Origin of the sequence: Devosia sp. LC5 (genome assembly GCF_000735585.1) — a bacterium.
Classification (GTDB): domain Bacteria; phylum Pseudomonadota; class Alphaproteobacteria; order Rhizobiales; family Devosiaceae; genus Devosia.
On record NZ_JNNO01000011.1, the window covers coordinates 51,286 to 75,397 of the forward strand.

Consider the following 24,112-nt stretch of genomic DNA (forward strand, 5'->3'; position numbering starts at 1 on the left):
TCCGGCCCGCTGTCCTAGAACGATGCCTTGGCGCTGAAGCTGAAGGCCAGGACGCTGCCGGTATCCCAGGTTTCGCCCAGCGCATTGGTTCCCGCTTCGATCATGGAATAGGACACGCCGCCGGACAGCTCGAAATTTTCGCTCGGCTTGTAAGCGGCGCCCAGGTTGGCGCCCCAGCGATCGGCCTGTGTGCCATTGGCCAGGATTCCGGCGCCGTTTTGGCGCGATGTGCCCTTGTCCCAGGTGAGGCCGGCGAGGATTGTCAGGTCCTCGGTCAGTTGGTGCCCAACACCGGCCGATACAGTCCAGCCGTCCTCGTAATTGAGCACCGTGGTCAAGGTGGGCCCGGGCGTGGTTACGGTCAATGCGTCGACCACCGACCAGTCCACCCACTTGATCCCGCCCAGCACCAGCCAGCCGGGCGCAATTCCGCTCTGCGCCTTGACTTCAAGTGTCTGGGGCGTGGTGACGCTGGCGGCCGCAGGCAGGCCTGCGGCGAATGTGCCGGACAGATCGTAATCGATGGCGGCGTTGTAGATGGCACTGACGCGCAGGGCAATTTCGGGCACTTCATAGGCCGCGCCGATGCGCCAGCCAAAGCCGTTCCCATCCAGCTCGACCGGGAGCGTTCCCAGGGTCGGGCCGGGCAGCAGGGCCGGAACCAGTGCTTCATAATTAAGAGTTTGCGCCGAGATGCCGCCGATAATGCTGAGGCTCCCTGGGCCGACAGCAAAACCGTAGGCGCAGGTCAGGCCGAGATCGTTGGACCAGATGCGTTCGCGGGCCGACTGGGCTGTGGCGGCAGCATAGGTCAGCAGACGATCCGTGCCCGAACCCCATGGGTTTTGGGCCGAAACCAGGCAGGAGCCGTTCTCGATCAGATCCGCCTTGGCGGCGAAATTGTAATAGGTGCGGTTGGACGATGTGGCGATCGTGCCCAGGGCAGGCGCCGCAAGACTGGTAATGTCATGGTTGATAATGACACGGGTTACGGTGCCCTTGCCGACATAAGTGCCGGGATCGAACAGCAAATCCCAATTATAGCCATTGGCTTCGAGGCCCCCGGCATGGGCCGCCCCCATGCTCGATGAGGCAACCAGTGCTGCCAGCGCGGTGCTGCGAATGCTTGGCATGTAGAATCCTCCCAGATTTAGAAGCGGCATATTTTCGCCGCCTCGCCCGTCGGGCCGTTTGCCGGCCACGTTGACGTTAACGTCTAGTAGGTCCTGTTTGCGGCAAGCCGTCAACGGCCCCTTTGCCGGATTAAGACGAAAGTGTGTCACTGGCGCACAGGTGCAACAGTGCGTACGGGAGCGGCACAAACAAAAAGGCCGGAGCAATGCTCCGGCCTTTCCGCATTTCTGGGCCTGTGGCGCTTACGCCATCGCCTTTTGCAGGTTCTGGTCGATCGCATCGAGGAAGCCCAGGGTCGATAGCCAAGGCTGGTCGGGGCCGACGAGCAGGCTGAGGTCCTTGGTCATCTTGCCTTCTTCGATCGTGTCGACGGTAACCTTTTCCAGCGTCAGGGCGAACTTGGCCAGCGCCTCGTTGTCGTCGAGCTTGGCGCGGTGGGCCAGGCCACGGGTCCAGGCGAAGATCGAGGCGGTGGAATTGGTCGAGGTTTCCTTGCCCTGCTGGTGCTGGCGGTAATGACGGGTCACCGTCCCGTGGGCGGCTTCGGCTTCCACGATCTTGCCATCGGGCGTTGCCAGAACCGAGGTCATCAGGCCCAGCGAGCCGAAGCCCTGCGCCACGATGTCGGACTGCACGTCGCCGTCATAGTTCTTGCACGCCCAAACGTAACCGCCGGACCACTTGAGGGCCGAGGCGACCATGTCGTCGATCAGGCGGTGCTCGTACCAGATCTTCTTGGCTTCGAACTGTTCCTTGAACTCGGCCTCGTAGATCTCCTGGAAGATATCCTTGAAGCGGCCGTCATAGGCCTTGAGAATGGTGTTCTTGGTGGACAGGTACACCGGCACACCGCGGGCAAGGCCGTAGTTGAAGCTCGAATAGGCGAAGTCGCGGATCGAGTCGTCAAGGTTATACATGGCCATGGCCACACCGGCACCTGGCGCCTGGTAGACTTCGTGCTCGATGACCTTGCCGTCTTCGCCGGTGAACTTGATCGACAGCGTGCCCTTGCCGGGGAACAGGAAATCGGTGGCGCGGTACTGATCGCCAAAGGCATGGCGGCCCACGATGATGGGCTGGGTCCAGCCGGGCACCAGGCGCGGCACGTTCTTGCAGATGATGGGCTCGCGGAAGATCACGCCGCCCAGGATGTTGCGGATGGTGCCATTGGGCGACTTCCACATCTTCTTGAGCTTGAATTCCTCGACGCGCTGCTCATCGGGGGTGATGGTGGCGCATTTGATGCCGACGCCGTGCTTCTGGATGGCATGGGCTGCATCGACCGTGATCTGGTCATTGGTGGCGTCGCGGCTCTCGACCGAAAGGTCATAATATTCGATCGGCAGATCGAGATAGGGATGGATGAGCTTGTCCTTGATCGCCTGCCAGATGATGCGGGTCATTTCATCGCCGTCGAGATCGACGACCGGGTTGGCGACTTTGATTTTGCTCATCGGCTGGGCTCCCTTTGCCTAATGCAATATGCCCGGTTTGGCCGGGCAGTTCATGGTGCGCCCGTATAGCATTGGCACGCGACAGCGCAAAGGCGCGTTATGGCAAGGGGGCATGCCGTTGTGCTTTTGAGCAAGTTTTCGGCGCTTTCTGCGGCCAACACTTGTATGGCTTTGTGCCAGACCCGACATTGCGGTCATTCGCATAGGAGATAATTGATGCTGAAACCCGATCCCGCCGACCCAATCGTGGTCACCGGTATGGGCGCCGTCAGCCCGATGGGCGTTGGTGTTGCGACGCTGTGGACGCGACTGGTGGCCGGCGAGAGCGGGGTGGTCCGCAATGACCGCTTCGATACGACCGGTTTCACCTCGGGCATTGCGGGCATGGTGCCAAGCAAGGCTGATGTGCCGTATGGTTTCGACCCTGCCGATTTCATCGACGGCAAGGAAATCAAGAAGATGGATCTGTTTATCCAGTATGGCATCGGCGCCGCTGCCGAAGCGCTGGATCAGGCCGGCTGGCATCCGACATCGCCGGAAGATCAGGCCGCGACCGCAACCATTATCGGTTCGGGCGTCGGCGGGTCGCCGGTCATGGCCAAGGCGGTCGAGATCATCCAGGAAAAGGGCCCGCGCCGGCTCTCGCCATTCACCGTGCCCTCCTTCCTCGCCAATCTGGCGGCCGGCTGGATTTCGATTCTGCATGGCTTCAAAGGTCCGATCGGTGCCCCGGTGACGGCCTGTGCCGCCTCGGCCCAGGCCATTGGCGATGGCATGCGCCTGATCATGACCGGCGAGGCCGAAGTGGCCGTGGTCGGCGGCGCCGAGGGTTCGGTCGATCCCATCTCCATCGGTGGTTTCGGTGCCTCCCGCGCGCTGACCTCCTCGCATAACGATGCGCCGCATCTGGCATCGCGCCCCTTCGACAAGGGCCATGATGGCTTCGTGCTGGCCGAAGGCGCTGCGGTGCTGGTCATCGAAAAGCTCAGCCACGCGAAGGCGCGCGGCGCGACGCCGCTGGCCATCCTGGCCGGTTACGGCACCTCGGCCGACGCCTATCACCTGACAGCGGGTTCACCCGATGGCGCCGGCGCGCAGGTCGCTATGCGCAATTCGCTCAAGATGGCGGGGCTCGAGCCGAGCCAGATCGGCTACGTCAACGCCCATGCTACCTCTACCCAGGTGGGTGACAATGCCGAAATCGCCGGGATTACCGCGGTGTTCCCGGGCCGGGGCAAGGATCTTGCCGTGTCCTCGACCAAGTCGGCAACCGGGCACATGCTGGGTGCCGCCGGCGCAATCGAAGCGATCATCTCGATTCAGGCGCTGCGCACCGGCGTTCTGCCGCCCACGATCAATCTGGACGATCCTGAGGAAGCGGCCGACATTTTCGACCTCGTGCCCAAGGTGGCCAAACCCAAGGCGGTAGATTACGCGCTGTCCAATTCCTTCGGCTTTGGCGGCGTCAATGCCAGCCTGGTGTTCGGCCGCATCTAAGAAGCCTCGTGCTGCTCTCGATAGGCCTGGTGCCGGGGCAGATGATCTGCCACCAGGTCCCAGGCCTGCTGCGAGCGGGCGAAAATCAGCTGGGTGGGATCAAACCACTGGTTCTGCCCGGCAAAGAAGCCGGCCGGTATCATCCGCAAGCTCGGTGCCCGCGAGGATTGGCCGTAAAGCGGCGTGCCGCAGGCGGGGCAGAAATGCCGGGTGAAGATCGCGCCGGAATCGGCGGGCCGCGCGAAATTCGCCGTGGCCCCCGTAAGGGTGATTGCCTCGGCGGGCACCAGCGCCACGGTGGAATGACCGGTGCCGGTGGCCCGCTGGCAATCAAGACACGAGCAGACCAGCATCGACAGCACGCGGCCGCGCAACGTCATCTCGACCGCGCCGCAGGCACAGGCGGCTGTCACGTCCACCATCAGGCGATCAGGCTTGCTCATGCCGCAGAAGCTGGCACGACCCGCCCGTTGCGGCAAGGCGTGGCCCTTGCCTTTGTGAGCGAGCTTGGCAAGAGTGCGCGCGCCAAAGCTGGAGGACGCAGATTTGCACCCAGACTATCCGCTTGAAACGGCGAGGTTGCTGCTTCGCCCCTTCACGCGCGGCGATGTGGATGCCGTGTTCGATTATCGCCGCCGCGAGGATGTCGCACGTTATCTGTTCGACGTGCCGCTAAGCCGGGAGGAATGTGCGCTGGCCGTGCAGCAGCGCATCGGGCAGGTGGCGCTGGAGGCTGACGACGACAAGATCATCCTGGGCGTGGAGCTGGCAGGCGAAGGCGCGCTGATCGGCGAGGTCTCGCTGATCCTGCGCAATCGCGATGCGCGGCAGGGCGAAATCGGCTGGATTTTTCATCCCGACTATCAGGGACATGGCTACGCAACCGAGGCGGCCGTCGCTTTGCTGGACCTCGCTTTCACGAATGGCGAGATGCACCGGGTCATGGCGCGATGCGATGCCAGGAACCTCGCATCGGCCAAGCTGATGGAGCGTTTGGGCATGCGCCGTGAAGCACATTTCCGCGAGCATGCCCTGTTCAAGGGGGAGTGGGACGAGGAATTTATTTATGCCATTCTGGAAACGGAATGGCCAGAAAAGCGCCTTGCATTCTTCGCTTCTTGAATCAATTGCGCTGTCTTAATGCTTTGATCTAGAACGATTTATTGGAACGTCTTTGGCGCTCGCCGGTCGCTCGTAACGCCGCCGCGGCCCCGCCAGACCGCCGGTTATTGCGGGGTAGAATATTTCTCCGCCTGGCAGGAACATCTCCGAGTCTCCTCGCGTTGAGAATTCCGCAATGCCTAGCGGGAGGGAGCGCAACCATGTCGTCACTGAGTCTGCCCATCGAAACCGAGCGGTTGATCCTTCGTACCTTTGAACGAGGGGATCTGGAGGCGCTCAACACCTATTTGTCGCTGCCTTCAGCACGGCGCTATGCAGTCAGCAGGGCGCGGGACAAACGCGAAGTGGCCGAGGCGCTCAATGTGATGCGTAGCCATGTCAGCCTGCAGCGGCCGGGCGATACGCTGACGCTGGCCATGGTGCGCAAGGGCGACAAGCAGTTGATCGGGCATGTGTCGCTGCATTGGTCGGATGCGACGGCGGGGCAGGGCGAGGTGCGCTTCGTGATCAATCCCAACTATTCGGGGCAGGGCTTTGTCTGCGAGGCGCTGGGCGCGCTGTTCGACCTGGCTTTTGACCATTTCCGCATTCATCGCGTCTTTGCGCGCTGCGACGGTCGCAATCACCATTCCATCAAGCTGATGCAGGGCATGGGCATGCGGCTGGAGGCGCATTACCGCGAACATGCCCTGTTCCAGGGCGAATGGGACGAGGAATTGCATTTCGCGCTGCTGGATCGCGAATGGAACCGGCCGAGCAAAGTGCGGGAATTGCCGCAACGGCATCGTGTCGCCTGATTTGCATCCGGGCCGGCAAATGGGCTATGTGCGCCTGACTTCACGGATTGGGCGCCATGGCTGGTACGGATTCTTCGAAACAACCCACGCTTGCGCCGACCCCGGCAATCATCCTGTGCGAACCGCAGCTGGGTGAGAATATCGGGACAGCCGCGCGCGCCATGGCCAATTTCGGGCTGTGGGACTTGCGCCTGGTGCGGCCGCGCGATGGCTGGCCTAATGAAAAGGCCATCAATGCCGCCTCCCGCGCCGACCACGTAATCGAGCGGGTACGCGTATTCGAAACTCTGGAAGAGGCGATTGCCGACCTCACGCTGGTCTATGCGACGACCGCCCGCTCGCGCGATATGCAAAAGACGGTGCTGGGCCCCGAAGAAGCGGCAACCAACCTGGCCGCCCAGATCGGCTCGGGCCGTCCGGCCGGGCTGCTGTTCGGGCGCGAGCGCTGGGGCCTGCTCAATGAGGAAGTGGCGCTGGCCGATGCCATCGTCACCCTGCCGGTCGAGCCGGCGTTTGCCTCGCTCAATATCGCCCAGGCCGTGCTGCTGCTCTCCTATGAATATCGCCGCCATAGCGCAGCCGGTGCGGCCCTGCCGTTCTCCGATGCCCTGGCAGAAGTTGCGCCGCGCGAAGAACTTGTGGGGCTTTTCGGACATCTTGAATCCACCCTGGACCAGTCCGGTTTCTTCACCGCGCCCGACAAAAAGCCCACGGTGGTCAACAATCTGCGCACCATGCTGGAGCGCGGCAAATTCACCAGCCAGGAAATCCGCACTCTGCGCGGGGTGATCTCCTCGATCGACCGGCGCCATCAGCGGCCCAACCCCAATCGGCAGAAGCGGGCGCCAAAGGACGAAGAATGAGCACCCACCTCTCCCTTGGGGGAGCACCCACCTCTCCCTTGGGGGAGAGGTCGGCGCATAGCGCCGGGTGAGGGGGCCTTGTCTTTTTTGGCAGCGTGGGGAAGGCCCCCTCACCCGCCCCAAGAGGGGTCGACATCTCCCCCTAAGGGGAGAGGTAAGAAGCCTTTGACTGCGACACTCTGCCATGCGATCTGCTTGCCCCATGAGTACGCTCGCCCCGCAAGACAAATCCCGCATCGCTTTCACCTATGTCGGTTTCCGCTTTTTCTGGCTGACCACGCTGCTGGTCAGCTTTGCGGTGCAGATCATGTCGGTGTCGATCGCCTGGCAAATCTACGACGTCACGGGCAATGCCTTCCTGCTGGGGCTGGTGGGGCTGTGCCTGTTCCTGCCGGCGCTGTTGCTGATCCTGGTCACCGGGCTCACCGCCGACCGGTTGAACCGGCGTTTCATTATGGCGGCATGCCTCGGCGTCGAGCTGGTCTGCGCCATGGGGTTCCTGCTTTTCGTCAATGCGGAAGCTCATGAAGTCTGGCCGATTTTCGGTATTCTGATCGTATTGGGCACGGCGCGCGCCTTCTGGGGACCTGCCGCGCAGTCGCTGGCGCCCAATCTGGTGCCGCCCGAAGCGCTCGCCAATGCCATCACCGTCAATGCCTCCGCGTGGCAGTTCGCCGCCATCATGGGCCCCGCCGCAGGCGGCCTGCTCTATGGCCTGGGGCCTTCCGTGCCGTTCGCAACCGCCGGCGTGCTGCTGCTGGCGGGGGCGGTCTGCGTGTTGCTGATCCCCAGGCCCGCCCAGCGGGAATCGCATCAGGCGACCAGCCTCGAAACCATGCTGGCCGGCTTCCGCTATATCTTCTCCAACAAGGTGGTGCTGGGCGCCATCTCGCTGGACATGTTTGCCGTGCTGATGGGCGGCGCCGTGGCGCTGCTGCCGGTCTATACCAAGGATATCCTGCATGCCGGGCCGCAGGAGCTCGGCCTGCTGCGCGCCGCGCCGGGCATCGGCGCCATCGTCATGGCGCTGTTCCTGACCCGCTTTCCGATTCGCAATCATGCGGGCAAAATCCTTTTCCTCTTCGTCGGCCTGTTCGGCGCCTTCACCGTGGTCTTCGGCCTGTCCACGACCGTGTGGATCTCCATTCCGGCGCTGGCGCTGGTGGGCGCGTCCGACATGGTCAGCGCCACCATTCGCGAGACGATCATGCAGCTTTGGACGCCCGAGGAAGTGCGCGGGCGCGTCAATGCGGTCAATTCGGTGTTTATCGGCGCGTCCAACGAATTGGGCGAGTTCCGCGCCGGCACGGTGGCCCATCTGATCGGACCGGTGCCCGCGGTGGCGCTGGGCGGGTTGGGAGCGATTGCCGTGGCCGTCATCTGGAGCCAGGTCTTCCCCGCCCTGCGCGAGCAGAAGACACTCGACAAGAAAATGGTCTGAAGACACGACCTCGTCCTTCGACGGGCTCAGGATGAGGTCTACTGCAAGACCGCGCTGCTCCAGTAGACCTCATGGTGAGCCCGTCGAACCACGAGCTCGTGGCATTAAGGCCGCCAGCGCTTGACTCCCCGGCCTTCCAACTATATCACGCGGCCACCTATCGAGGCTTTCGAGCCTATAGGCGCACCCGGGATCTCCTGAATTATTGGGGTCTGTCGGTCATCCGCAAGGATGGCAGAGGAGGGCGCGATCCATTCAACTGTTAAGAAGGATACGCGATGTCGAAGCGTCATTCAGTCAAGTACAAGATCGATCGCCGTCTTGGCGAAAATATCTGGGGCCGTCCGAAGTCCCCGCTCAATGCCCGTGCCTATGGCCCCGGCCAGCATGGCCAGCGCCGCAAGGGCAAACTCTCGGACTACGGTCTGCAGCTGCGCGCCAAGCAGAAGCTCAAGGGCTATTACGGCTCGGTTACTGAAAAGGCGTTCAAGCGCCTCTACACCGAAGCTGCCCGCGTTAAGGGCGATACCGGCGAGAACCTGATCGGCCTGCTCGAGAGCCGTCTGGACGCGATCGTCTACCGCGCCAAGTTCGTTGCCACCGTGTTCGCTGCGCGCCAGTTCGTGTCGCATGGCCACATCCTGGTCAATGGCAAGCGCGTCAACATCCCATCCTACCAGGTCAAGGTCGGCGACAAGATCGAAGTGCGCGAGCGCTCCAAGCAGCTCGCCGTGCTGATCGAAGCCACCCAGCTGGCCGAGCGCGACGTTCCTGATTACGTCGAAGTCGACCACAACAAGATGACCGCCACCTTCGCCCGCGTTCCCGCGCTGTCGGACGTGCCGTACCCGGTCCAGATGGAACCGAACCTGGTCGTCGAATTCTACTCGCGCTAAGCGTGAGGCAATAACAGATTTGAAAAGGCCGCTCCGAGGAGCGGCCTTTTTGTTTGTCCGGCACCCGCCGGTTTGGGGCATTCCCGGGCGAACCGGGAATGCCTGGGCCTCAGGGGTTGTTTGGCATGCTGGGGGTGCCCACATCGACCACCTCTTCGTGCGGCCGGGGGTGGTCGGGCAAATCGGCATCCACGACCAGCGGCGCGTCGGGTGGGATGTGGCTCTCAAAGGCCTTCAGACGCTTGTGCACCGAGAGTAATTCCACAATGGTCGGCCAGGCTGTCACGAGGAATTGGAACGATCCGGAGACACGGTTGAAGGCCAGGACGACCTGCTGATAGGTGCCCATGGTCATCGCACCGGCCACTAGCGACGGTGCCATCACCAGCATGGGCAGAATGCTGGCGACATTGCCGTAGGAATAGCGCGCTAGATTGAAATAGGTGTAGTGCCAGTAAAGACGGAAGTAGTTCTTCTGCACACCGGCAAAGAGTTGCCGTACCGAAACGGGCTCGGCGCGTTCGCCATTATCCTCGCCATAGACGAGTTCCTTGCGCAGAGCGGCTTCCACACGCTGATTGTGGAACTGCAGGCCCGGCAGTTTATAGCCCACGGCAGCCAGCAGCGCCGTGCCGAACGCCGCCAGAACCAGCGCCACCCAGACCAGCGCGCCATCGACATTGCCGATAACCGGAATGGTTGTGATGTTGGCCGACAGCCCGTAGAGCAGCGGCAGGAACACCACCAGCACCATCATCGAGTCGAAGAAGGCGACTAGCAGCCCCTCGAGGATCTGCGCCAGGCGCATCGTATCTTCCTGCACGCGCTGCGAGGCACCCTCGATATGCCGTAAGCGCTGCCACTGGCTCATGTAGTAGAACGTCATCGCCCGGCGCCAGCGGAACACGTAGTGGGAGGTAAAGAAGGACAACGTGACGATAAGCAGGATGTAAGGCGCCATCACCGCCGCATAGACATAGGTCTGCTCGGCGATTTGGTCGAAAGTCACAGTGCCGGGATTGGACGAGCCGCGCTGTAGCAGGTCGAAGAATATCCCGTTCCAGCCATTGGACCAGGCGTCCCATTGCACCGTGAAATAGGTGATCTCGAGGATCGTCACGGTGCCGAAGACCGACCACCAGTACCAATAATGCCGCCGGTAGACGTACCAGAACAGGCAGAAGGAATAGCCGGTCATCAGTACATATTGGTAGAGCCATATCTTTTCTGGCGACAGGAATGGATCTGGCACTGCTTCGGTCGGTGCCGTGCCCAGCCATGGGCCCAGGCTGATGGCGTTCGCTAGCGCATCGCCCGCCAGGAACCAGATGGCCATGGCCACGCCGATCCACAGGATGGCCGAGGGGAAGAAGATTTTGGGTTCAGGGAAGAAAGAGCGAAACACCGCGAGACTCCTGGGTGCCGGTAAGGTGTGTCATGTAACTGCCGCAAAACGTCTAAAGCAAGAATGGGAAATTAAACGTTGGTAATGTTGGCGGGGCCGGTTTTGCTTCCCTCAAACGGGCAGGGGCGATATCAGCTACGAACCGATTGCGACAAGAGTTCCTCATGAGCGCCGTTATGGATGCTGCCCTCCAGGCCGAAGCCGACGAAACCGAATCCGGCGCGCACCCGATTTTTGCTGGGGCGCCGCGGAGTGTGGAGTTCAACAAGCTGCGCAAGCGGCTGATCCGCAATACGCGCGAGGCGCTGGACCGGTTCGCCATGGTGCGGCCGGGCGAGAAATGGCTGGTGGCGCTGTCGGGCGGCAAGGACAGCTATGGCATGCTGGCGCTGCTGCTGGACCTCAAGTGGCGCGGGCTTTTGCCGGTGGAATTGCTGGTCTGCAATCTCGATCAGGGGCAACCCAATTTCCCCAAGCATATCCTGCCTGAATTCCTGGGCGGGCTGGGGATTCCGCACCGGATCGAATACAAGGACACCTATTCCATCGTCACCGACAAGCTGCCGGTGGGGGCGACCTATTGCTCGCTGTGCAGCCGGCTGCGGCGCGGCAATCTCTATCGCATTGCGCGGGAAGAGGGCTGCACGGCGCTGGTGCTGGGTCATCATCGCGACGACAGCCTCGAAACCTTCTTCATGAACCTGTTCCATGGCGGCAAGCTGGCGGCCATGCCGCCGCGGCTGCTCAATGATGAGGGTGACATCGAAGTGTTGCGGCCGCTGATCTATTGTGCGGAAGACGATCTGCAGCGGTTTTCCGACGCCATGGCCTTTCCCATCATCCCCTGCGACCTGTGCGGCAGCCAGGATGGGCTGGAGCGCAATGCGATGAAGGCCATGCTTGCCGACATCGAAAAACGCATGCCGGGGCGCAAGGATGTGATGATCCGTGCGCTGGGCAACGTCAATCCAAGCCATATGCTCGATCCGAAATTGTTCGATTTTGCTGGGCTGTTCGAACGAAGGACCGGACTATGAGTGTTGATATCGGGGCGCTGGCGGCAATCCTGCGCGATGCCGCCAAGGCCGAAGTCCTGCCGCGGTTCCGCCGGCTGGATGCAGGCATGGTCAAGGTCAAGACCTCGGCCATCGATCTGGTCACCGAGGCCGACGAGGCTGCCGAGCGCTTCATCAAGGCCCGGGTGGCGGACCTGGCGCCCGACGCGCTGTTTGTCGGCGAGGAATCCGTCGCGGCCGACCCGGCTCTATTGGATGCGCTGGCGGATGCTGACCTCGCCGTCGTGGTCGATCCGATCGATGGCACGGCCAATTACGCCGCCGGCCTGCCGCTCTTTGCCGTCATGGCTGCTGTGGTGTCAAAGGGCGAAACCATTGCCGGCATCATCTATGACCCGATGGGCGATGACTGGATGATGGCCGAAAAGGGCAGCGGCGCCTGGCTGCGGCGGCCAAATGGCGAGGCGGTGCGGATGCAGATCGCGGCGCCCCTGCCGCTGGCGGATATGGTGGGCTGCTGTTCGGTGGCCTTCATGCCGGCCGTGTCGCGCCCCCAGGTGCTGGCAAATTTCGCCAAGCTGGCTGTGGTGTCCAACTACCGCGTGGCCGGGCATGAATACCGCACCTTCGTTTCCGGGCATGCGCAATTCCTCTGCTACAACAAGCTGATGCCCTGGGATCACCTGGCCGGCACGCTGATGGCGCAGGAAGCCGGTGGCTATGCCGCCCGGCTCGATGGCTCGCCCTATCTGCCCCATCACGTCGACGGCGGCCTGATCATCGCCACGGACAAAGACAGCTGGCAGCAGCTACGGCGCGAGGTTTTTACCTACTAGCGGGGGACCATAGCCCCAATCCATCCTCCCCACCCTTCTCCCTCGGGCTCGACCCGAGGGCCACTCGCCACCGGCACAGCTCTTCGTGCGCACACCTGACACGCTAACCCCACAGTGTCATTCCCGCGAAAGCGGGAACCTCCGTTCGGGATGCTGAAGAAAGCAAACGGAGGTCCCCGCTTTCGCGGGGATGACACCGTGGCTTGAACGATCACGAACCCACCTCACCATGCCCCCTTGCTCGACTCATAAGTTTGTGCTTATCTATTCTCCATGAGCGAAGCGGATATTTTCAAAGTGCTGGCTGACCCGACGCGTCGAGCGGTGTTCGAGCGCTTGGCGACGGCCGAGATGACGGCGACGGAGTTGCGCGAGGGCTTTGCCATTTCGCAGCCGGCCATGTCCCAGCATCTGGCGGTGTTGCGTGAAGCGGGGCTGGTCAGCGAGCGGCGCGAGGGGCGTTATGTCAATTATCGGATCGAGCCGGCGGGGCTTGCCCCGCTGCATGGCTGGCTGGCGCGCCATCGCGCCTTCTGGCCGGCGCGGATCGATCAGCTCAAGGACCTGCTCAAGGAGATGGACCAATGATGGAAGACGCGTTGGTATATGAATGCGCGCTCGACGCGACGCCGGAAAAGGTGTGGCGGGCACTGGCCATCCCTGAATATCTCGAGCGCTGGCTGGCGCCGGATGCAGCTTCGGGCGAGGCGCTCGACCTGACAATGCTGGCAGCCGAGGAGAACAAGTCGCTGAGCTATCACTGGCGCGAAGCCGGGCAGGGCGCCATTGGCGACGTCGAGGATAGCGTCGTCACCTTCGAGCTCAAGCCCATGGCCGATGGCCGGACGTGGTTCCGGCTGACCCATGAGCCCTTGGTGATGCCGGTGGCGGCCAACAGCAATCTGGCCGGCCCGCTGATGCTGGCCGCCTAACTAATTCCAAACCGAGATCAGAACGGAGCTCGCCGATGCGCGACATGATGCAACTCGTCCCTATGGTGGTCGAGCAATCCAGCCGCGGAGAGCGGTCTTTCGATATCTATTCGCGCCTGCTGCGCGAGCGGATCATTTTCGTCAATGGCGAGATCGAGGACAACATGGCCGCACTGGTCTGCGCGCAGCTTTTGTTCCTTGAGGCGGAGAATCCGAAAAAGGAGATAAGCCTTTATATCAACTCGCCCGGTGGCGTGGTGACCTCGGCGCTGGCCATGTATGACACGATGCAGTTCATCAAGGCGCCGGTGGGCACGCTGTGCTTTGGCATGGCCATGTCCGCCGGCACATTGCTGCTGATGGCCGGAGCCGCCGGCAGCCGTGTGTGCCTGCCGAGCGCCTCTATCATGCTGCATCAACCGAGCGGCGGCTACCAGGGCAAAGTGACCGATATCATGCTGCATGCCGAGGAAAGCCAACGGCTGAAGCGCCTCACGCATGGCCTCTATGCCAAGCATTGCGGCCGGACCTATGAGGAAGTGGAGGCCGCGCTGGAGCGCGACCACTTCATGACGCCCGAACAGGCCAGGGCCTGGGGTCTCGTCGATCATGTCTATCATGACCGCGGCGAGATCGAGGCCTTGAGCCCGCCAGATGCAGACTAATGAGCGGCGTGGTGGCTCATGTCGGTGTGGGCGTGTTCGGTGCCAACGCCGAACAGGCGCCCATTCTCGGCGATCAGGATGAAGATCAGTGACAATACGCCCATGACGAAATAGCCCGCGGCAACAGGAACGACCGTGCCGTTGAACTGCTGGCCGATAAAACCGCCGATCAGCGCGCCGCCGACGGTCTGGATGAAGCCGAAGACGGAGGAGGCGGTGCCGGCGACGGAGCCTAGCGGCTCCATGGACAGCGAATTCATGTTCGACGCGGCCCAGCCGAAGCAGAACATGACGATCGCCAGGATCAGCAGGAACAGCCAGATGGGCAGGAAGCCGACCCAGGCCAGCACCAGCCAGACGCCGCTCATGCCGGTGAACACCAGCATGGCCCCATGCGATAGCCGCCGCATTCCGACCCGCGCGACGATGCGTGAATTGGTGAAGGATGACACGGCCATCAATGCGGCAACGGCGGCGAATGCGACCGGGAAATAGACCCCAAGGCCGTAGATATCGACATAGATCTGCTGGGACGAGCTGATGAAGCCGAACAGGGCGCCGAAGGTGAAAGTGCCGGCCAGGCCATAGCTGAAGGCGACGCGGTTGGTGACTACGATGCGGAAACCATCGAGAATGGCGCTGAGCGTCAACTCGCGGCGGTTGGCCAAGGCCAATGTCTCGGGCAGGCGGATAAAGGCCCAAAGTCCGAATACGGCAGCAAGGCCGCCCATGAACAGGAAGATAGTGTGCCATGGCCCGGTCAGCAGCAGCACCTGGCCGATGCCGGGCGCGATGATCGGAATGGCCATGAACACCATGAAGGTCAGCGACATGACCTCGGCCATGGCGCGGCCCGAATACATGTCGCGCACGATGGAGGTGGCGATCACACGTGTACCGGCGGCGCCCATGCCCTGCAAAAAGCGCAAGGCCAGCAGGATGCCGAAGGTCGGCGAAAACACGGCCGCAACTGCCGCGACAATGTAGACGACGATGCCGATGAGCAGGGGCGCACGGCGGCCGAAACGGTCGGATAGCGGGCCGAAGGCGAGCTGGGCGAGGCCGAAACCCATCATATAGGCGGAGATGACATATTGGCGCTCGTTCTCGCTGCTGATGCCCAAGGCCTCGCCCATATAGGGCAGGGCGGGCAGCATGACGTCGATAGCGAGGGCGTTCAGCGCCATGAGCGCGGCCATCAGGGCAATGAATTCTGGACGGGATAAAACCCGCGAAAAATGATCAGACATGAATGAAACTCAGGCAGGCCACGGCAAAACGCGCGGCGGGAAGACAAGGCGAACCATGAACCTCATGGTCCGCTTTGGCAAGGCGTCAATCGGCAAATGACGATATCAAGCCGGTTTCAGGGCGAAAGCCGGCGCGGTGCGGTCGTTGATCGGCAGGTGCAATGCCGCCGAGGCAAGGCCGAGCAGGATGCCCAGATACCAGACCAGGTCGTAGTGTCCGGTCAGATCGAAAGCTACGCCGCCCAGCCACACGCCCATGAACGAGCCGAGCTGGTGGCTGAAGAAGGCGACGCCATAGAGCATGCCCATATAGCGGGGGCCAAAGAACACCGAGACGAGGCCCGCGGTTGGGGGCACGGTCGAGAGCCAGAGCAGGCCCATGGCGGCCGCGAAGGCATAGGCCGTGATCTCGGTGACCGGGAACAGCATGAACAGGCCAATGGCGATCGCGCGCAGGAAGTAAATGCTGGCGAGCAGGATCTGCTTGGGCACGCGGCCGCCCAGATAGCCGGCCGACAGGCTGCCGACGACGTTGAACAGGCCGATCACCGCAATGGTCCAGCTGCCGACTTCGGGCGAGAGGCCGCATTGCACCAGATAGGCGGGCATATGGACATTGATGAAGGCGAGGTGGAAGCCGCAAACGAAGAAGCCGATCACCAGCAGCCGGTAGGAGCCATGGCCCCAGGCGCGGGACAAAGCCTGCATGAATGGCATTTCCACCTGGCCCGCGGTGCGCTCGCTACGGCCGCGCAGGGCATAGGACAGTGGAATAACCAGCAACAGCATGGCGCCGAGATAGATCAGCGCGGTCTGCCAGCCAAAGGCATTGATGAAGCCCTGGCTGATCGGGGCAAAAGCGAACTGCCCGAACGAGGAGGCGGCGGTGGCGACGCCAAAAATCAGGCTGCGCTTTTCGGCGGGGACGGCGCGGCCGAAGGCGGCCATGACCACGCTGAACGAGCAGACCGCAATGCCGACGCCGGTGATGACGCCACCGGTCAGGGTCATGATGGCGGCATTGGGCGAAAAGGCCATGAGCACGACGCCCAAGGCATAGAGGGCAGCGCCCGCGGCCACGGTGCGGGCGGTGCCGACCCGGTCGGCAAAGGCGCCGGCGAAGGGCTGCGCAATACCCCAGGCCAGGTTCTGGATGGCCATGGCCATGCCCCAACCCTCGCGGCTGAGACCCAGATCGCTGGTCATCGGCAGGGTGAAAAGGCCGAAACTGGTTCGTATACCATTGCCGATCGCTGCGATGATGCAGCCGGCAATGATGATGGCGAGCAGGGGAACGGCGGGGCGCAGGGCCGATGAGGTCATGGCAGGACATCCGGATATGGATGTTCTATCTACGCCCGCGACATCATCACGCAAAGCAATATTGATAAATGGGATCTATCAAGACTGGTGATGGTTGACCATTGCGTCAATCGCATCGACAAGTCGCGCCACTATTGTGGAGTCTGAGCGTGATCCGCCATATCGTCTTTTTCACCGCCAAGTCGGATGACAGTCTCCACGCGATTTGTGAGGGGCTGAACCTGCTTGGGACCATTCCGCACAGCACCCATTTCGAGGTGTCGCGGAACAGCAAGGTGGACAAGATTTCCAACGAGGTCGACGTGGTGGTCTATGCCGAGTTCGCCGACGCTGCGGCGCTGGCGGCCTATAAGGCTCATCCGACCTATGCTGAGGCGACTCGGCGCGTGCGGCCGCTGCGGGAATTGCGGCTTTCGGCCGATTTTGAGGCCACCAGGCCAACCGCCCCTTCCTGCTAGCGATCGCATACACCAGGCATGGCGCTCCATCGTCCCCTCGCTCCTCAGCGGCGAGGGGAGCGGGGGTCTCCTGCCTAATAGAAAACGCCGGCCTCTGGGGACCGGCGTTTTGGTAACTGATCGTCAGACTTAGGCCGAGAGCTTGACCGGGATGCCGGCGCTTTCGAGATGGGTCTGGAGTTCACCGGCCTGAAACATTTCGCGGACGATATCGGCGCCGCCGACGAATTCGCCCTTCACATAGAGCTGGGGAATGGTCGGCCAATTGGTATAGGCCTTGATGCCGTCGCGCAGTTCGGCGCTTTCCAGCACATTGGCGCTGCCATACTCAACGCCGAGATAGTTCAGGATCTGGACGACCTGGCCCGAGAAGCCGCATTGCGGAAAGTCCGGCGAGCCCTTCATGAACAGGAAGATGTCGTTATTCTTCACCTTGTCGTCGATGAATGCGTTGATGTCGGTCATGATTGTTTCTCGTACGGAAGCCGCTGGCGCGGACTAGAAAATCTTGCTGCTGCCCCGGACCTATTCGCCAGGGTGAGGGTGATGTTTGCCAACCTGGCTGTGGGCATACCACGCATAGGCCGCGAGGGCCCCAAATACGATGGCTGGCCATATGAAGAAGGCGTAGAGCTCCATTTGCTTTACTCCAATCTGCCAAGCAGTCTGACTGCGAACAGATGTATCACGAAACCCACAATACACCAAAATCCGCAGGCGGTGGACACGATCATGAAATTGGCCGAGGCCAGGTTGATCGCTCCAATAGATAGGCCTATCGCCGGGGTAATAACAGAGGCGACAACGCTCGAAGATGCGATGGAGTTCAAAAAACTCGCCCGCAGCTTGGTTTGTTCGATCTCCGCGGGGCTCACAATGCCGTGTCCATGCGCTGTGCCACCCAGGGGTGGCTGGTGAAATCGTCGATCGTGTTGAACAGCACCGCCTCCCAACCGGCAGCGCGGGCGCCGTCGATGACCTTGGGCGTGTCGTCAAAAAAGAGGGGCGGTTCGGACTGGGGGCCGATCTTGCTCATGGCGAAATTGAAAAAGGCAGGGTCCGGCTTACGAACGCCAACGCGGGCTGAATAGAACATATCGTCGAACAATTCATTGAGACCCAGATGGCTCCAAAGCCAGCTGGCGCGCAAATGCTCTTGATTGGTCGCGATATAGAGCCGGATGTCGGCTTTGCGCTTGAGCTGGCTTATGCCCTCAAGGAGCGGTTGGTTGAGTTCGCTGTCGTTGATCAGCCAATAATGGTGGAAGGCGACGGGCGAGCCCTTGTAGCCCAGCGAAGGCAGGCGGCGTTCGAGGGCGTCGATTACCGACATTTCGCCGGTTACCACCTTTTTGACGAAGATGTCGAAAATGAACTCGTCGACAAACCGCCTGGGGTCCACGCCCATATCGGCCATCAGGTTCGTGTCCCAGCGGCGGGTCAGGTCGGGGCGGGCATGAAAGCCATGAACCAGCACGCCATCCACGTCGAAGAAAACGGCGCGGGTCATCTGTTCCTGCTTGGGGAAGCGCCAAGGCCGGCAAGGACTTCGCGGGGGATGCTGAGGTCTTGAATCACGTCATTGTGGCGGCGGAAGCCGATCAATTCGCGATGCACGAAATATTCCCATACGGCCTGGCGTGCGCCGGCCAGGGCGGGTTCGGTGTGCGCCTCTGCAAGGGCCGCGAGGGTGGCGATCACCTTGCGCTCGGCGGCGCTGATCGAGGAGGCGCGTTCGGCGGCGATTTCATGTTCGAGCGCAGCCGTCCCGGCTTCGGGACGGACCATGCGGATCAGCTCGAGCGAGTCGCGCAGCGACACCGTTCTATTCGGGGGCGCTGGTCTGCAGGGCCAGGGCGTGCAGGGCGCCGCCCATATCGCCTTGCAGGGCGGCATAGACCAGTTGGTGCTGTTGCACGCGGGATTTGCCCTTGAAGGCGGCGGAAATGACGGTCGCGGCATAATGGTCACCATCGCCGGCCAGGTCGCGAATATCGATGTCGGCGTCAGGCAACGCGGCCTTGATGCGGCGCTCGATCTCGTTGGCGTCCATGGGCATTGCTCAACTCCTTGGTCAGTCCGGCGTCAGCGCCGACTCCACCAAGATATGGCACCGGACAGGGCGCTTCAATACGAGCGCTGCGCCAAGCCGCTATTGCGTGGGGGCAATCGGGGCGGTTTCAACGGATTTGGCTTCCGCGCCGACGCAGCAATCGGCGTCCGAGCGGGTCGAGAAATTGGCGATGATGAAATCGACCATGGGGCGGGCCTGGGCGGCGATCTCGGTGGCGAACAGGCAATCGAGGGTATAACCGCGGCCGGCATCGACGGCTTCGGTATGCACGATGGTGAGCGGGATGCCCATGGGCGAGTCGGTACTCTGGCCGTCGTAGAGCAGTGCGGGGCCGCTCTGATAGGGCGTGGTGGTTTTGGTGCCCAGGGTGAAGCCGGGAAAAGTCTTGGCCCAACTGGCGGTGACTTCGCCGTCATTGAGGCTGGAGAGCGCGCTTTGCGCCGTCCAGTCGGTATCCTGCACCGGCACGATAGTGATGTCGCATTGCAGCGGCACGCTGGGATGGGTGAGGTTCAGCGGCTCGGTGGCGCCGCCCGAGGGCACCATGACGTCCGGATAGATCACCGTATAGGGCTGATCCTGCAGAATCGAGCGCGTGACGTTGACGCTCTGGGCATAGGCGGCGGCCGGCAGCAGGCCCAAGGTCAAAGCCGCTAGACCACTGATCGCCGGTCGAAAATTCATGGTCGTCTCCGAAATGATAACGCCGCCCCGGAGTGTCAAAGCACTCCAAAGAGCGGCGATCATAAGGCAGGCAGATTAATTGATAGCCTTACCCGTTCATGTAGCTGGGGAACCAGCCTTCATGCGCCGCGGCCAGGTCGCGGACGGCGACCGGGCGGGCAGCGCCCAGAACCAGATCGGTGCCGCCGGTGGTGCCGATCCAGGGCGCGTGGATGCCCAGGGATTTGGCCTCGGCCCAGAGGGCGGCGATCTCGTCGCCCTGCGGGTCGAGATTGACCGTCAGCAGGTAGCGGCCCTGGTCTTCGCCGAAATATTGCAGGATCGGGCTCTGGTCGGTGAGATCGACAATATTGGCGCCGATGCCCGAGGCGATGGCCATTTCGGCCAGGCCCACGGCAAGGCCGCCATCGGACAGGTCGTGGCAGGCGGTGGCGGTGCCCGAGCGGATCAGTTTGCGGACGAAGTCGCCCGTGCGCTTTTCGTGGGCGAGATCGACAGTCGGCGCCGTGCCATCGCGGCGGCCGAACAGGTCGCGCAGATAGATCGATTGGCCCAGATGGGTGCCACGCGCGGCGGGCGAGCCGACCAGCAGGATGACCTGATTTTCGGCTGCAAAGCCGATACGGGCCATCTTGTTCCAGTCGGGCAGCAGGCCAACGCCGCCAATGGTGGGCGTCGGCAGGATGCCGCGGCCATTGGTTTCGTTGTAGAGGCTGACATTGCCCGAAACGATGGGGAATTCGAGCACGCGGCAGGCTTCGCCAATGCCCTTCACGGCACCAACGAGCTGGCCCATGATTTCGGGGCGCTCGGGATTGCCGAAATTGAGGTTGTCGGTGGCGGCGAGAGGCTCGGCACCAGTCGCAGTCAGATTGCGCCAGGCCTCGGCCACGGCCTGCTTGCCGCCCTCATAGGGGTCGGCTTCGCAATAGCGCGGGGTAACGTCGGAGGTGAAGGCCAGGGCCTTGGTGTCGTGGCCTTCGACGCGGATGACGCCGGCATCGCCGCCGGGGCGCTGCAGGGAATTGCCCAGGATCAGCGTGTCATATTGCTCATAGACCCAGCGGCGCGAGGCGATCTGGTGGCTGCCCATCAGCTTGAGCAGGGCATCGGCCACCTCCATCTGAGGGATGTCGGTCGCGGCGAGCGCGGCCGGCCTTTGCGGCTCGGTCCAGGGGCGATCGTATTCGGGCGCTTCGTCGCCGAGGTCCTTGATCGGCAGATTGGCGACTTCATCGCCCTGCCAAAGCACGCGGAAGCGCAGATCGTCGGTGGTCTTGCCGACAGTGGCGAAGTCGAGCTCCCACTTTTCGAAAACCGCGCGAGCCTCGGCTTCCTTTTCGGGATGCAGCACCATGAGCATGCGCTCCTGGCTTTCGCTGAGCATCATTTCATAGGCCGTCATATGGGTTTCGCGCACCGGCACCTTGTCGAGGTCCAGCTCGATCCCAAGGTCGCCCTTAGCGCCCATTTCGACGGCCGAGCAGGTCAGTCCCGCAGCGCCCATGTCCTGAATGGCGATGACCGCGCCGGTGGCCATCAGCTCAAGGCAGGCCTCGAGCAGGCGCTTTTCGGTGAAGGGGTCGCCGACCTGCACGGTGGGACGTTTTTCATCGATATCGTCGCCGAATTCGGCCGAGGCCATGGTGGCGCCGCCCACGCCATCGCGGCCGGTCTTGGCGCCGAGATAGACGACGGGCAGGCCAACGCCTTCAGCCTTGGAATAGAAAATCTTGTCGGTATCGGCCAGGCCCGCCGCGAAGGCGTTGACCAGGATATTGCCATTGTAGCGCTCGTCGAATTCGACTTCGCCGCCCACCGTTGGCACGCCAAAGGCATTGCCATAGCCGCCAATGCCGGCAACGACGCCAGAGACCAGATGACGGGTCTTTTCATGACCGGGCGCGCCGAAGCGCAGGGCGTTCATGGCCGCGACGGGGCGGGCGCCCATGGTGAAGACGTCGCGCAGGATGCCGCCCATGCCGGTGCCGGCGCCCTGATAGGGCTCGATGAAGCTGGGATGGTTGTGGCTTTCCATCTTGAAGACCACGGCCTGCCCGTCGCCGATATCGACCACGCCGGCATTCTCGCCCGGCCCCTGGATGACGCGAGGCCCGGTGGTGGGCAGGGTCTTGAGCCATTTCTTGGAGGATTTATACGAGCAATGCTCGTTCCACATCGCCGAGAAAATGCCCAATTCCGTATAGGTCGGTGTACGACCGATCAGCGCGACAATCTTGTCGTACTCATCGGGCTTGAGGCCGTGATCGGCGACCAGCTGGGGGGTAATGACGATGTCGTTGGGAAGGGTCATCAGGCAGCGTTTCCGTAGGGAGGCTCTGGAAAATATTCCATTTGGCGTTGGGTGGCACGGGCGACGTCTTCGCCGAACAAATGTCCGACCAGCCACAAGGACATATCGATACCGGCCGAGATGCCGGCGCTGGTCACCACATTGCCGTCATGCACAAAGCGCTGGTTTTCCAGCAATATGGCCTTTGGTGCGGCGGTGCGGACGAAATCGAAGGCACCCCAATGGGTCGTTGCGCGTTTGCCATCGAGGAAGCCGGCCTTGCCGATCAGCGCGGCGCCAGTGCAGACCGATGTCTGCCAGGTCGCTGCCGCCACATAGGGCCGGAGGCGTTCGATGAAGGCTGAGTCGGACACCAGGGGGCGCGTGCCGCGGCCACCGGGGACAATGACAATGTCGGCGTGTGGGGCGTCGTCGAAAGTGTGATCGGCGGTGACCCGGAGGCCCTCGGCGCAGCGAATGTTGTTCTGTGGCCAGGCTATAGTGAAGGTATCGGCGGGCGCGCCCATCCTGCCGGCCATCCGGAACACTTCCCAAGGGCCGATGAAGTCGAGTTCTTCGACGCCCTCGAAGATGATGATGGCGACGCTGCTGCGTTGGGTGTCACTCATAGCGCAGCGCCCCGTGGGCAATGAGTTTGTCGGCGGTGATGACCGCGATGCAGAGCAGAGCGAGGGCGGCGGCCATGAAGAAGGCGTTCAGGAGCACCTGGCCATAGCCGAGCTCGACCACGTTGAGCACGGGGTAGGGATATTGCTGCACCCAGACGCCGCGAGCCAGGATGTAGAGGAAATAGACCAGCGTTGGCAGCAGCATTGCTGGCAGGTGGTTCCAGCGCAATTGGCCATGCCGCTGGCTCACCAGCCACCACAGCAGGTAGAGCGTGGGGCACAGATAATGCAGGATATTGTCGGCCATGAGAGCCGCACCATCGAGCGTATGGAGGTAGCGCAGCACGAAATAGACGTAGAGACCGACCAGCGCGATATTGGCTGCCATCAGGCCGCGGACCAGCGGCTGGCGGAATAGCTCGAGGCGTGGCGTGGGCAGGACTTCGGAGAGGTAGACCAGCACCAGCGCGATATTGGTCAGGATGGTGTAAAAGGCGAGGAAATGCCCGAGAAAGCCCGGGAAATCCCGGCCATTGGCGAGGGCGCCCTGCATCGAAAGCCAGAATTGCAGGATCAACCCGGCCGCGCCGAACAGCAGGCCCAGCCAGGTCAACAGCAATCGCGGATTGACTGGCGCCCGCAGGTTCATCCTAAGCCGCCTGGCCCAGCAATCCCGAGAACAGCGCCCGTCCATCGCTGCCGCCATGCGCAGACTCGATGAGGTTTTCCGGGTGGGGCATCAGGCCGAGCACGTTTTTCTGCTCGTTGAAAATGCCGGCAATGTCGTTGATCGAGCCGTTTGGATTGGTGCCCTCGGCGTAGCGAAAGGCCACCTGGCCATTGCCTTCGAGGCGGGCAATGGTGTCGGCATCGGCGAAGTAATTGCCATCGTGATGAGCCACGGGGCAGCGGATGATCTGGCCCTCTTTATAGCCGCGGGTGAAGTCGGTCGCGGCATTGACCACTTCGAGCTTGACCTCGCGGCAGACGAATTTGAGGCTCTTATTGCGCATCAGCGCACCGGGCAGCAGGCCCGCTTCGATCAGGATCTGGAAGCCGTTGCAGACGCCCAGCACCTTTACGCCCTGGGCAGCGCGCTCACGCAGCTTGTCCATGATGGGCGAGCGGGCGGCGATGGCGCCGCAGCGCAGATAGTCGCCATAGGAAAAACCGCCGGGGATGACCACGAGGTCGACATCGGGCAAATCGGCATCCTGATGCCAGACCACCTGGGGGGCGGTGCCGGAAATCTTGGTGAGCGCCGCGATCATGTCGCGGTCGCGATTGAGGCCGGGGAAGACGATGACGGCTGATTTCATCGGCAGGTCCTCGCTATGTCTGGG

Annotated in this window: 27 protein-coding genes; 12 read left to right on the plus strand and 15 right to left on the minus strand. The window is 62.3% G+C overall.

Annotation, left to right across the window (positions count from 1 at the left end):
- Nucleotides 1-14: 14 nt before the first annotated feature.
- Together FF80_RS07125 and FF80_RS07130 are read right to left on the minus strand one after the other, a co-directional pair.
- Nucleotides 15-1,133, minus strand: coding sequence for an outer membrane protein transport protein (locus tag FF80_RS07125; protein WP_035098929.1), 1,119 nt, complete (start codon nucleotides 1,131-1,133; stop codon nucleotides 15-17).
- Between the two features lie 243 nt (nucleotides 1,134-1,376).
- Nucleotides 1,377-2,588: an NADP-dependent isocitrate dehydrogenase gene (locus tag FF80_RS07130; protein ID WP_035098930.1), complete on the minus strand. Its 1,212-nt coding sequence runs from the start codon at nucleotides 2,586-2,588 to the stop codon at nucleotides 1,377-1,379.
- Between the two features lie 216 nt (nucleotides 2,589-2,804).
- Here FF80_RS07130 and fabF point away from each other — a divergent pair, with 216 nt between their 5' ends.
- Complete coding sequence (gene fabF / locus FF80_RS07135) at nucleotides 2,805-4,085, plus strand: beta-ketoacyl-ACP synthase II (RefSeq protein WP_035098931.1); 1,281 nt, start codon at nucleotides 2,805-2,807, stop codon at nucleotides 4,083-4,085.
- On the opposite strand, the gene FF80_RS20890 is transcribed toward fabF, so the two are convergent.
- Nucleotides 4,082-4,528: a GFA family protein gene (locus FF80_RS20890; protein WP_052153280.1), complete on the minus strand. Its 447-nt coding sequence runs from the start codon at nucleotides 4,526-4,528 to the stop codon at nucleotides 4,082-4,084. The genes fabF and FF80_RS20890 overlap by 4 nt on opposite strands.
- A 103-nt stretch (nucleotides 4,529-4,631) precedes the next feature.
- On the opposite strand from FF80_RS20890, the gene FF80_RS07145 reads away from it, so the two are divergent.
- From FF80_RS07145 to rpsD, 5 genes are all read left to right on the plus strand, one after another.
- Nucleotides 4,632-5,207: a GNAT family protein gene (locus FF80_RS07145; RefSeq protein ID WP_035098932.1), complete on the plus strand. Its 576-nt coding sequence runs from the start codon at nucleotides 4,632-4,634 to the stop codon at nucleotides 5,205-5,207.
- Nucleotides 5,208-5,407: 200 nt separating this feature from the next.
- The gene (locus tag FF80_RS07150; RefSeq protein WP_052153281.1) at nucleotides 5,408-6,004 is read left to right on the plus strand and encodes a GNAT family protein; all 597 of its coding nucleotides are present in this window, start codon (nucleotides 5,408-5,410) and stop codon (nucleotides 6,002-6,004) included.
- A 56-nt stretch (nucleotides 6,005-6,060) separates the two neighbouring features.
- Nucleotides 6,061-6,867, plus strand: coding sequence for an RNA methyltransferase (locus tag FF80_RS07155; protein ID WP_035098934.1), 807 nt, complete (start codon nucleotides 6,061-6,063; stop codon nucleotides 6,865-6,867).
- Nucleotides 6,868-7,069: 202 nt separating this feature from the next.
- Nucleotides 7,070-8,308 carry an MFS transporter gene (locus tag FF80_RS07160; RefSeq protein WP_035098935.1) on the plus strand — a complete coding sequence of 413 codons (1,239 nt, stop codon included), beginning with the start codon at nucleotides 7,070-7,072 and terminating at the stop codon, nucleotides 8,306-8,308.
- Nucleotides 8,309-8,586: 278 nt separating this feature from the next.
- On the plus strand, nucleotides 8,587-9,204 hold the full coding sequence (gene rpsD / locus FF80_RS07165) for a 30S ribosomal protein S4 (RefSeq protein WP_035098936.1): 618 nt from the start codon (nucleotides 8,587-8,589) through the stop codon (nucleotides 9,202-9,204).
- Between the two features lie 109 nt (nucleotides 9,205-9,313).
- On the opposite strand, the gene sbmA is transcribed toward rpsD, so the two are convergent.
- On the minus strand, nucleotides 9,314-10,609 hold the full coding sequence (gene sbmA / locus FF80_RS07170; protein ID WP_152558298.1) for a peptide antibiotic transporter SbmA: 1,296 nt from the start codon (nucleotides 10,607-10,609) through the stop codon (nucleotides 9,314-9,316).
- A gap of 164 nt (nucleotides 10,610-10,773) precedes the next feature.
- Between sbmA and ttcA the strand changes: the two genes are divergently transcribed.
- The 5 genes from ttcA (at nucleotide 10,774) to FF80_RS07195 (ending at nucleotide 14,058) form a co-directional block, all read left to right on the plus strand.
- Nucleotides 10,774-11,646, plus strand: coding sequence for a tRNA 2-thiocytidine(32) synthetase TtcA (ttcA, locus tag FF80_RS07175; protein ID WP_035098938.1), 873 nt, complete (start codon nucleotides 10,774-10,776; stop codon nucleotides 11,644-11,646).
- On the plus strand, nucleotides 11,643-12,461 hold the full coding sequence (locus tag FF80_RS07180) for an inositol monophosphatase (protein WP_035098939.1): 819 nt from the start codon (nucleotides 11,643-11,645) through the stop codon (nucleotides 12,459-12,461). The genes ttcA and FF80_RS07180 overlap by 4 nt, the downstream gene beginning before the upstream one ends.
- Before the next feature lie 273 nt (nucleotides 12,462-12,734).
- Nucleotides 12,735-13,049, plus strand: coding sequence for a metalloregulator ArsR/SmtB family transcription factor (locus FF80_RS07185; protein WP_035098940.1), 315 nt, complete (start codon nucleotides 12,735-12,737; stop codon nucleotides 13,047-13,049).
- On the plus strand, nucleotides 13,046-13,393 hold the full coding sequence (locus FF80_RS07190) for an SRPBCC domain-containing protein (RefSeq protein WP_035098942.1): 348 nt from the start codon (nucleotides 13,046-13,048) through the stop codon (nucleotides 13,391-13,393). The genes FF80_RS07185 and FF80_RS07190 overlap by 4 nt, the downstream gene beginning before the upstream one ends.
- 35 nt (nucleotides 13,394-13,428) lie before the next feature.
- Nucleotides 13,429-14,058: an ATP-dependent Clp protease proteolytic subunit gene (locus FF80_RS07195; RefSeq protein WP_035098943.1), complete on the plus strand. Its 630-nt coding sequence runs from the start codon at nucleotides 13,429-13,431 to the stop codon at nucleotides 14,056-14,058.
- Here FF80_RS07195 and FF80_RS07200 read toward each other — a convergent pair.
- Nucleotides 14,055-15,257, minus strand: a complete 1,203-nt coding sequence (locus FF80_RS07200; protein WP_244445729.1) for a multidrug effflux MFS transporter — start codon at nucleotides 15,255-15,257, stop codon at nucleotides 14,055-14,057. The genes FF80_RS07195 and FF80_RS07200 overlap by 4 nt on opposite strands.
- Before the next feature lie 156 nt (nucleotides 15,258-15,413).
- Nucleotides 15,414-16,631 carry an MFS transporter gene (locus FF80_RS07205; protein ID WP_035098945.1) on the minus strand — a complete coding sequence of 406 codons (1,218 nt, stop codon included), beginning with the start codon at nucleotides 16,629-16,631 and terminating at the stop codon, nucleotides 15,414-15,416.
- Between the two features lie 149 nt (nucleotides 16,632-16,780).
- Between FF80_RS07205 and FF80_RS07210 the strand changes: the two genes are divergently transcribed.
- The gene (locus FF80_RS07210) at nucleotides 16,781-17,089 is read left to right on the plus strand and encodes a Dabb family protein (protein ID WP_035098946.1); all 309 of its coding nucleotides are present in this window, start codon (nucleotides 16,781-16,783) and stop codon (nucleotides 17,087-17,089) included.
- 129 nt (nucleotides 17,090-17,218) lie between these two features.
- Here FF80_RS07210 and grxD read toward each other — a convergent pair whose 3' ends face one another.
- From grxD to purQ, 9 genes are all read right to left on the minus strand, one after another.
- Entirely contained in the window at nucleotides 17,219-17,554 is a 336-nt protein-coding gene (grxD, locus tag FF80_RS07215; protein WP_035098947.1) for a Grx4 family monothiol glutaredoxin, read from the minus strand.
- A gap of 406 nt (nucleotides 17,555-17,960) precedes the next feature.
- Nucleotides 17,961-18,599 carry an HAD-IA family hydrolase gene (locus FF80_RS07225; RefSeq protein WP_052153283.1) on the minus strand — a complete coding sequence of 213 codons (639 nt, stop codon included), beginning with the start codon at nucleotides 18,597-18,599 and terminating at the stop codon, nucleotides 17,961-17,963.
- Entirely contained in the window at nucleotides 18,596-18,910 is a 315-nt protein-coding gene (locus FF80_RS07230; protein WP_052153284.1) for a DUF6665 family protein, read from the minus strand. Before FF80_RS07230 ends, FF80_RS07225 begins: the two co-directional genes overlap by 4 nt.
- Nucleotides 18,911-18,914: 4 nt before the next feature.
- A complete protein-coding gene (locus FF80_RS07235) occupies nucleotides 18,915-19,148 on the minus strand; it encodes a BolA family transcriptional regulator (protein ID WP_035098949.1) in 234 nt (77 codons plus the stop codon).
- 93 nt (nucleotides 19,149-19,241) lie between these two features.
- The gene (locus FF80_RS07240) at nucleotides 19,242-19,847 is read right to left on the minus strand and encodes a hypothetical protein (protein ID WP_035098950.1); all 606 of its coding nucleotides are present in this window, start codon (nucleotides 19,845-19,847) and stop codon (nucleotides 19,242-19,244) included.
- An 88-nt stretch (nucleotides 19,848-19,935) separates the two neighbouring features.
- Entirely contained in the window at nucleotides 19,936-22,161 is a 2,226-nt protein-coding gene (purL, locus tag FF80_RS07245; RefSeq protein WP_035098951.1) for a phosphoribosylformylglycinamidine synthase subunit PurL, read from the minus strand.
- Entirely contained in the window at nucleotides 22,161-22,769 is a 609-nt protein-coding gene (locus FF80_RS07250) for a DJ-1/PfpI family protein (RefSeq protein WP_035098952.1), read from the minus strand. The genes purL and FF80_RS07250 overlap by 1 nt, the downstream gene beginning before the upstream one ends.
- Nucleotides 22,762-23,418 (minus strand): Pr6Pr family membrane protein, encoded by a 657-nt coding sequence (locus tag FF80_RS07255; protein WP_052153285.1) that lies wholly within the window; start codon nucleotides 23,416-23,418, stop codon nucleotides 22,762-22,764. Before FF80_RS07255 ends, FF80_RS07250 begins: the two co-directional genes overlap by 8 nt.
- Nucleotide 23,419: 1 nt before the next feature.
- Nucleotides 23,420-24,088, minus strand: a complete 669-nt coding sequence (gene purQ / locus FF80_RS07260) for a phosphoribosylformylglycinamidine synthase subunit PurQ (protein WP_035098953.1) — start codon at nucleotides 24,086-24,088, stop codon at nucleotides 23,420-23,422.
- Between the last annotated feature and the right edge of the window lie 24 nt (nucleotides 24,089-24,112).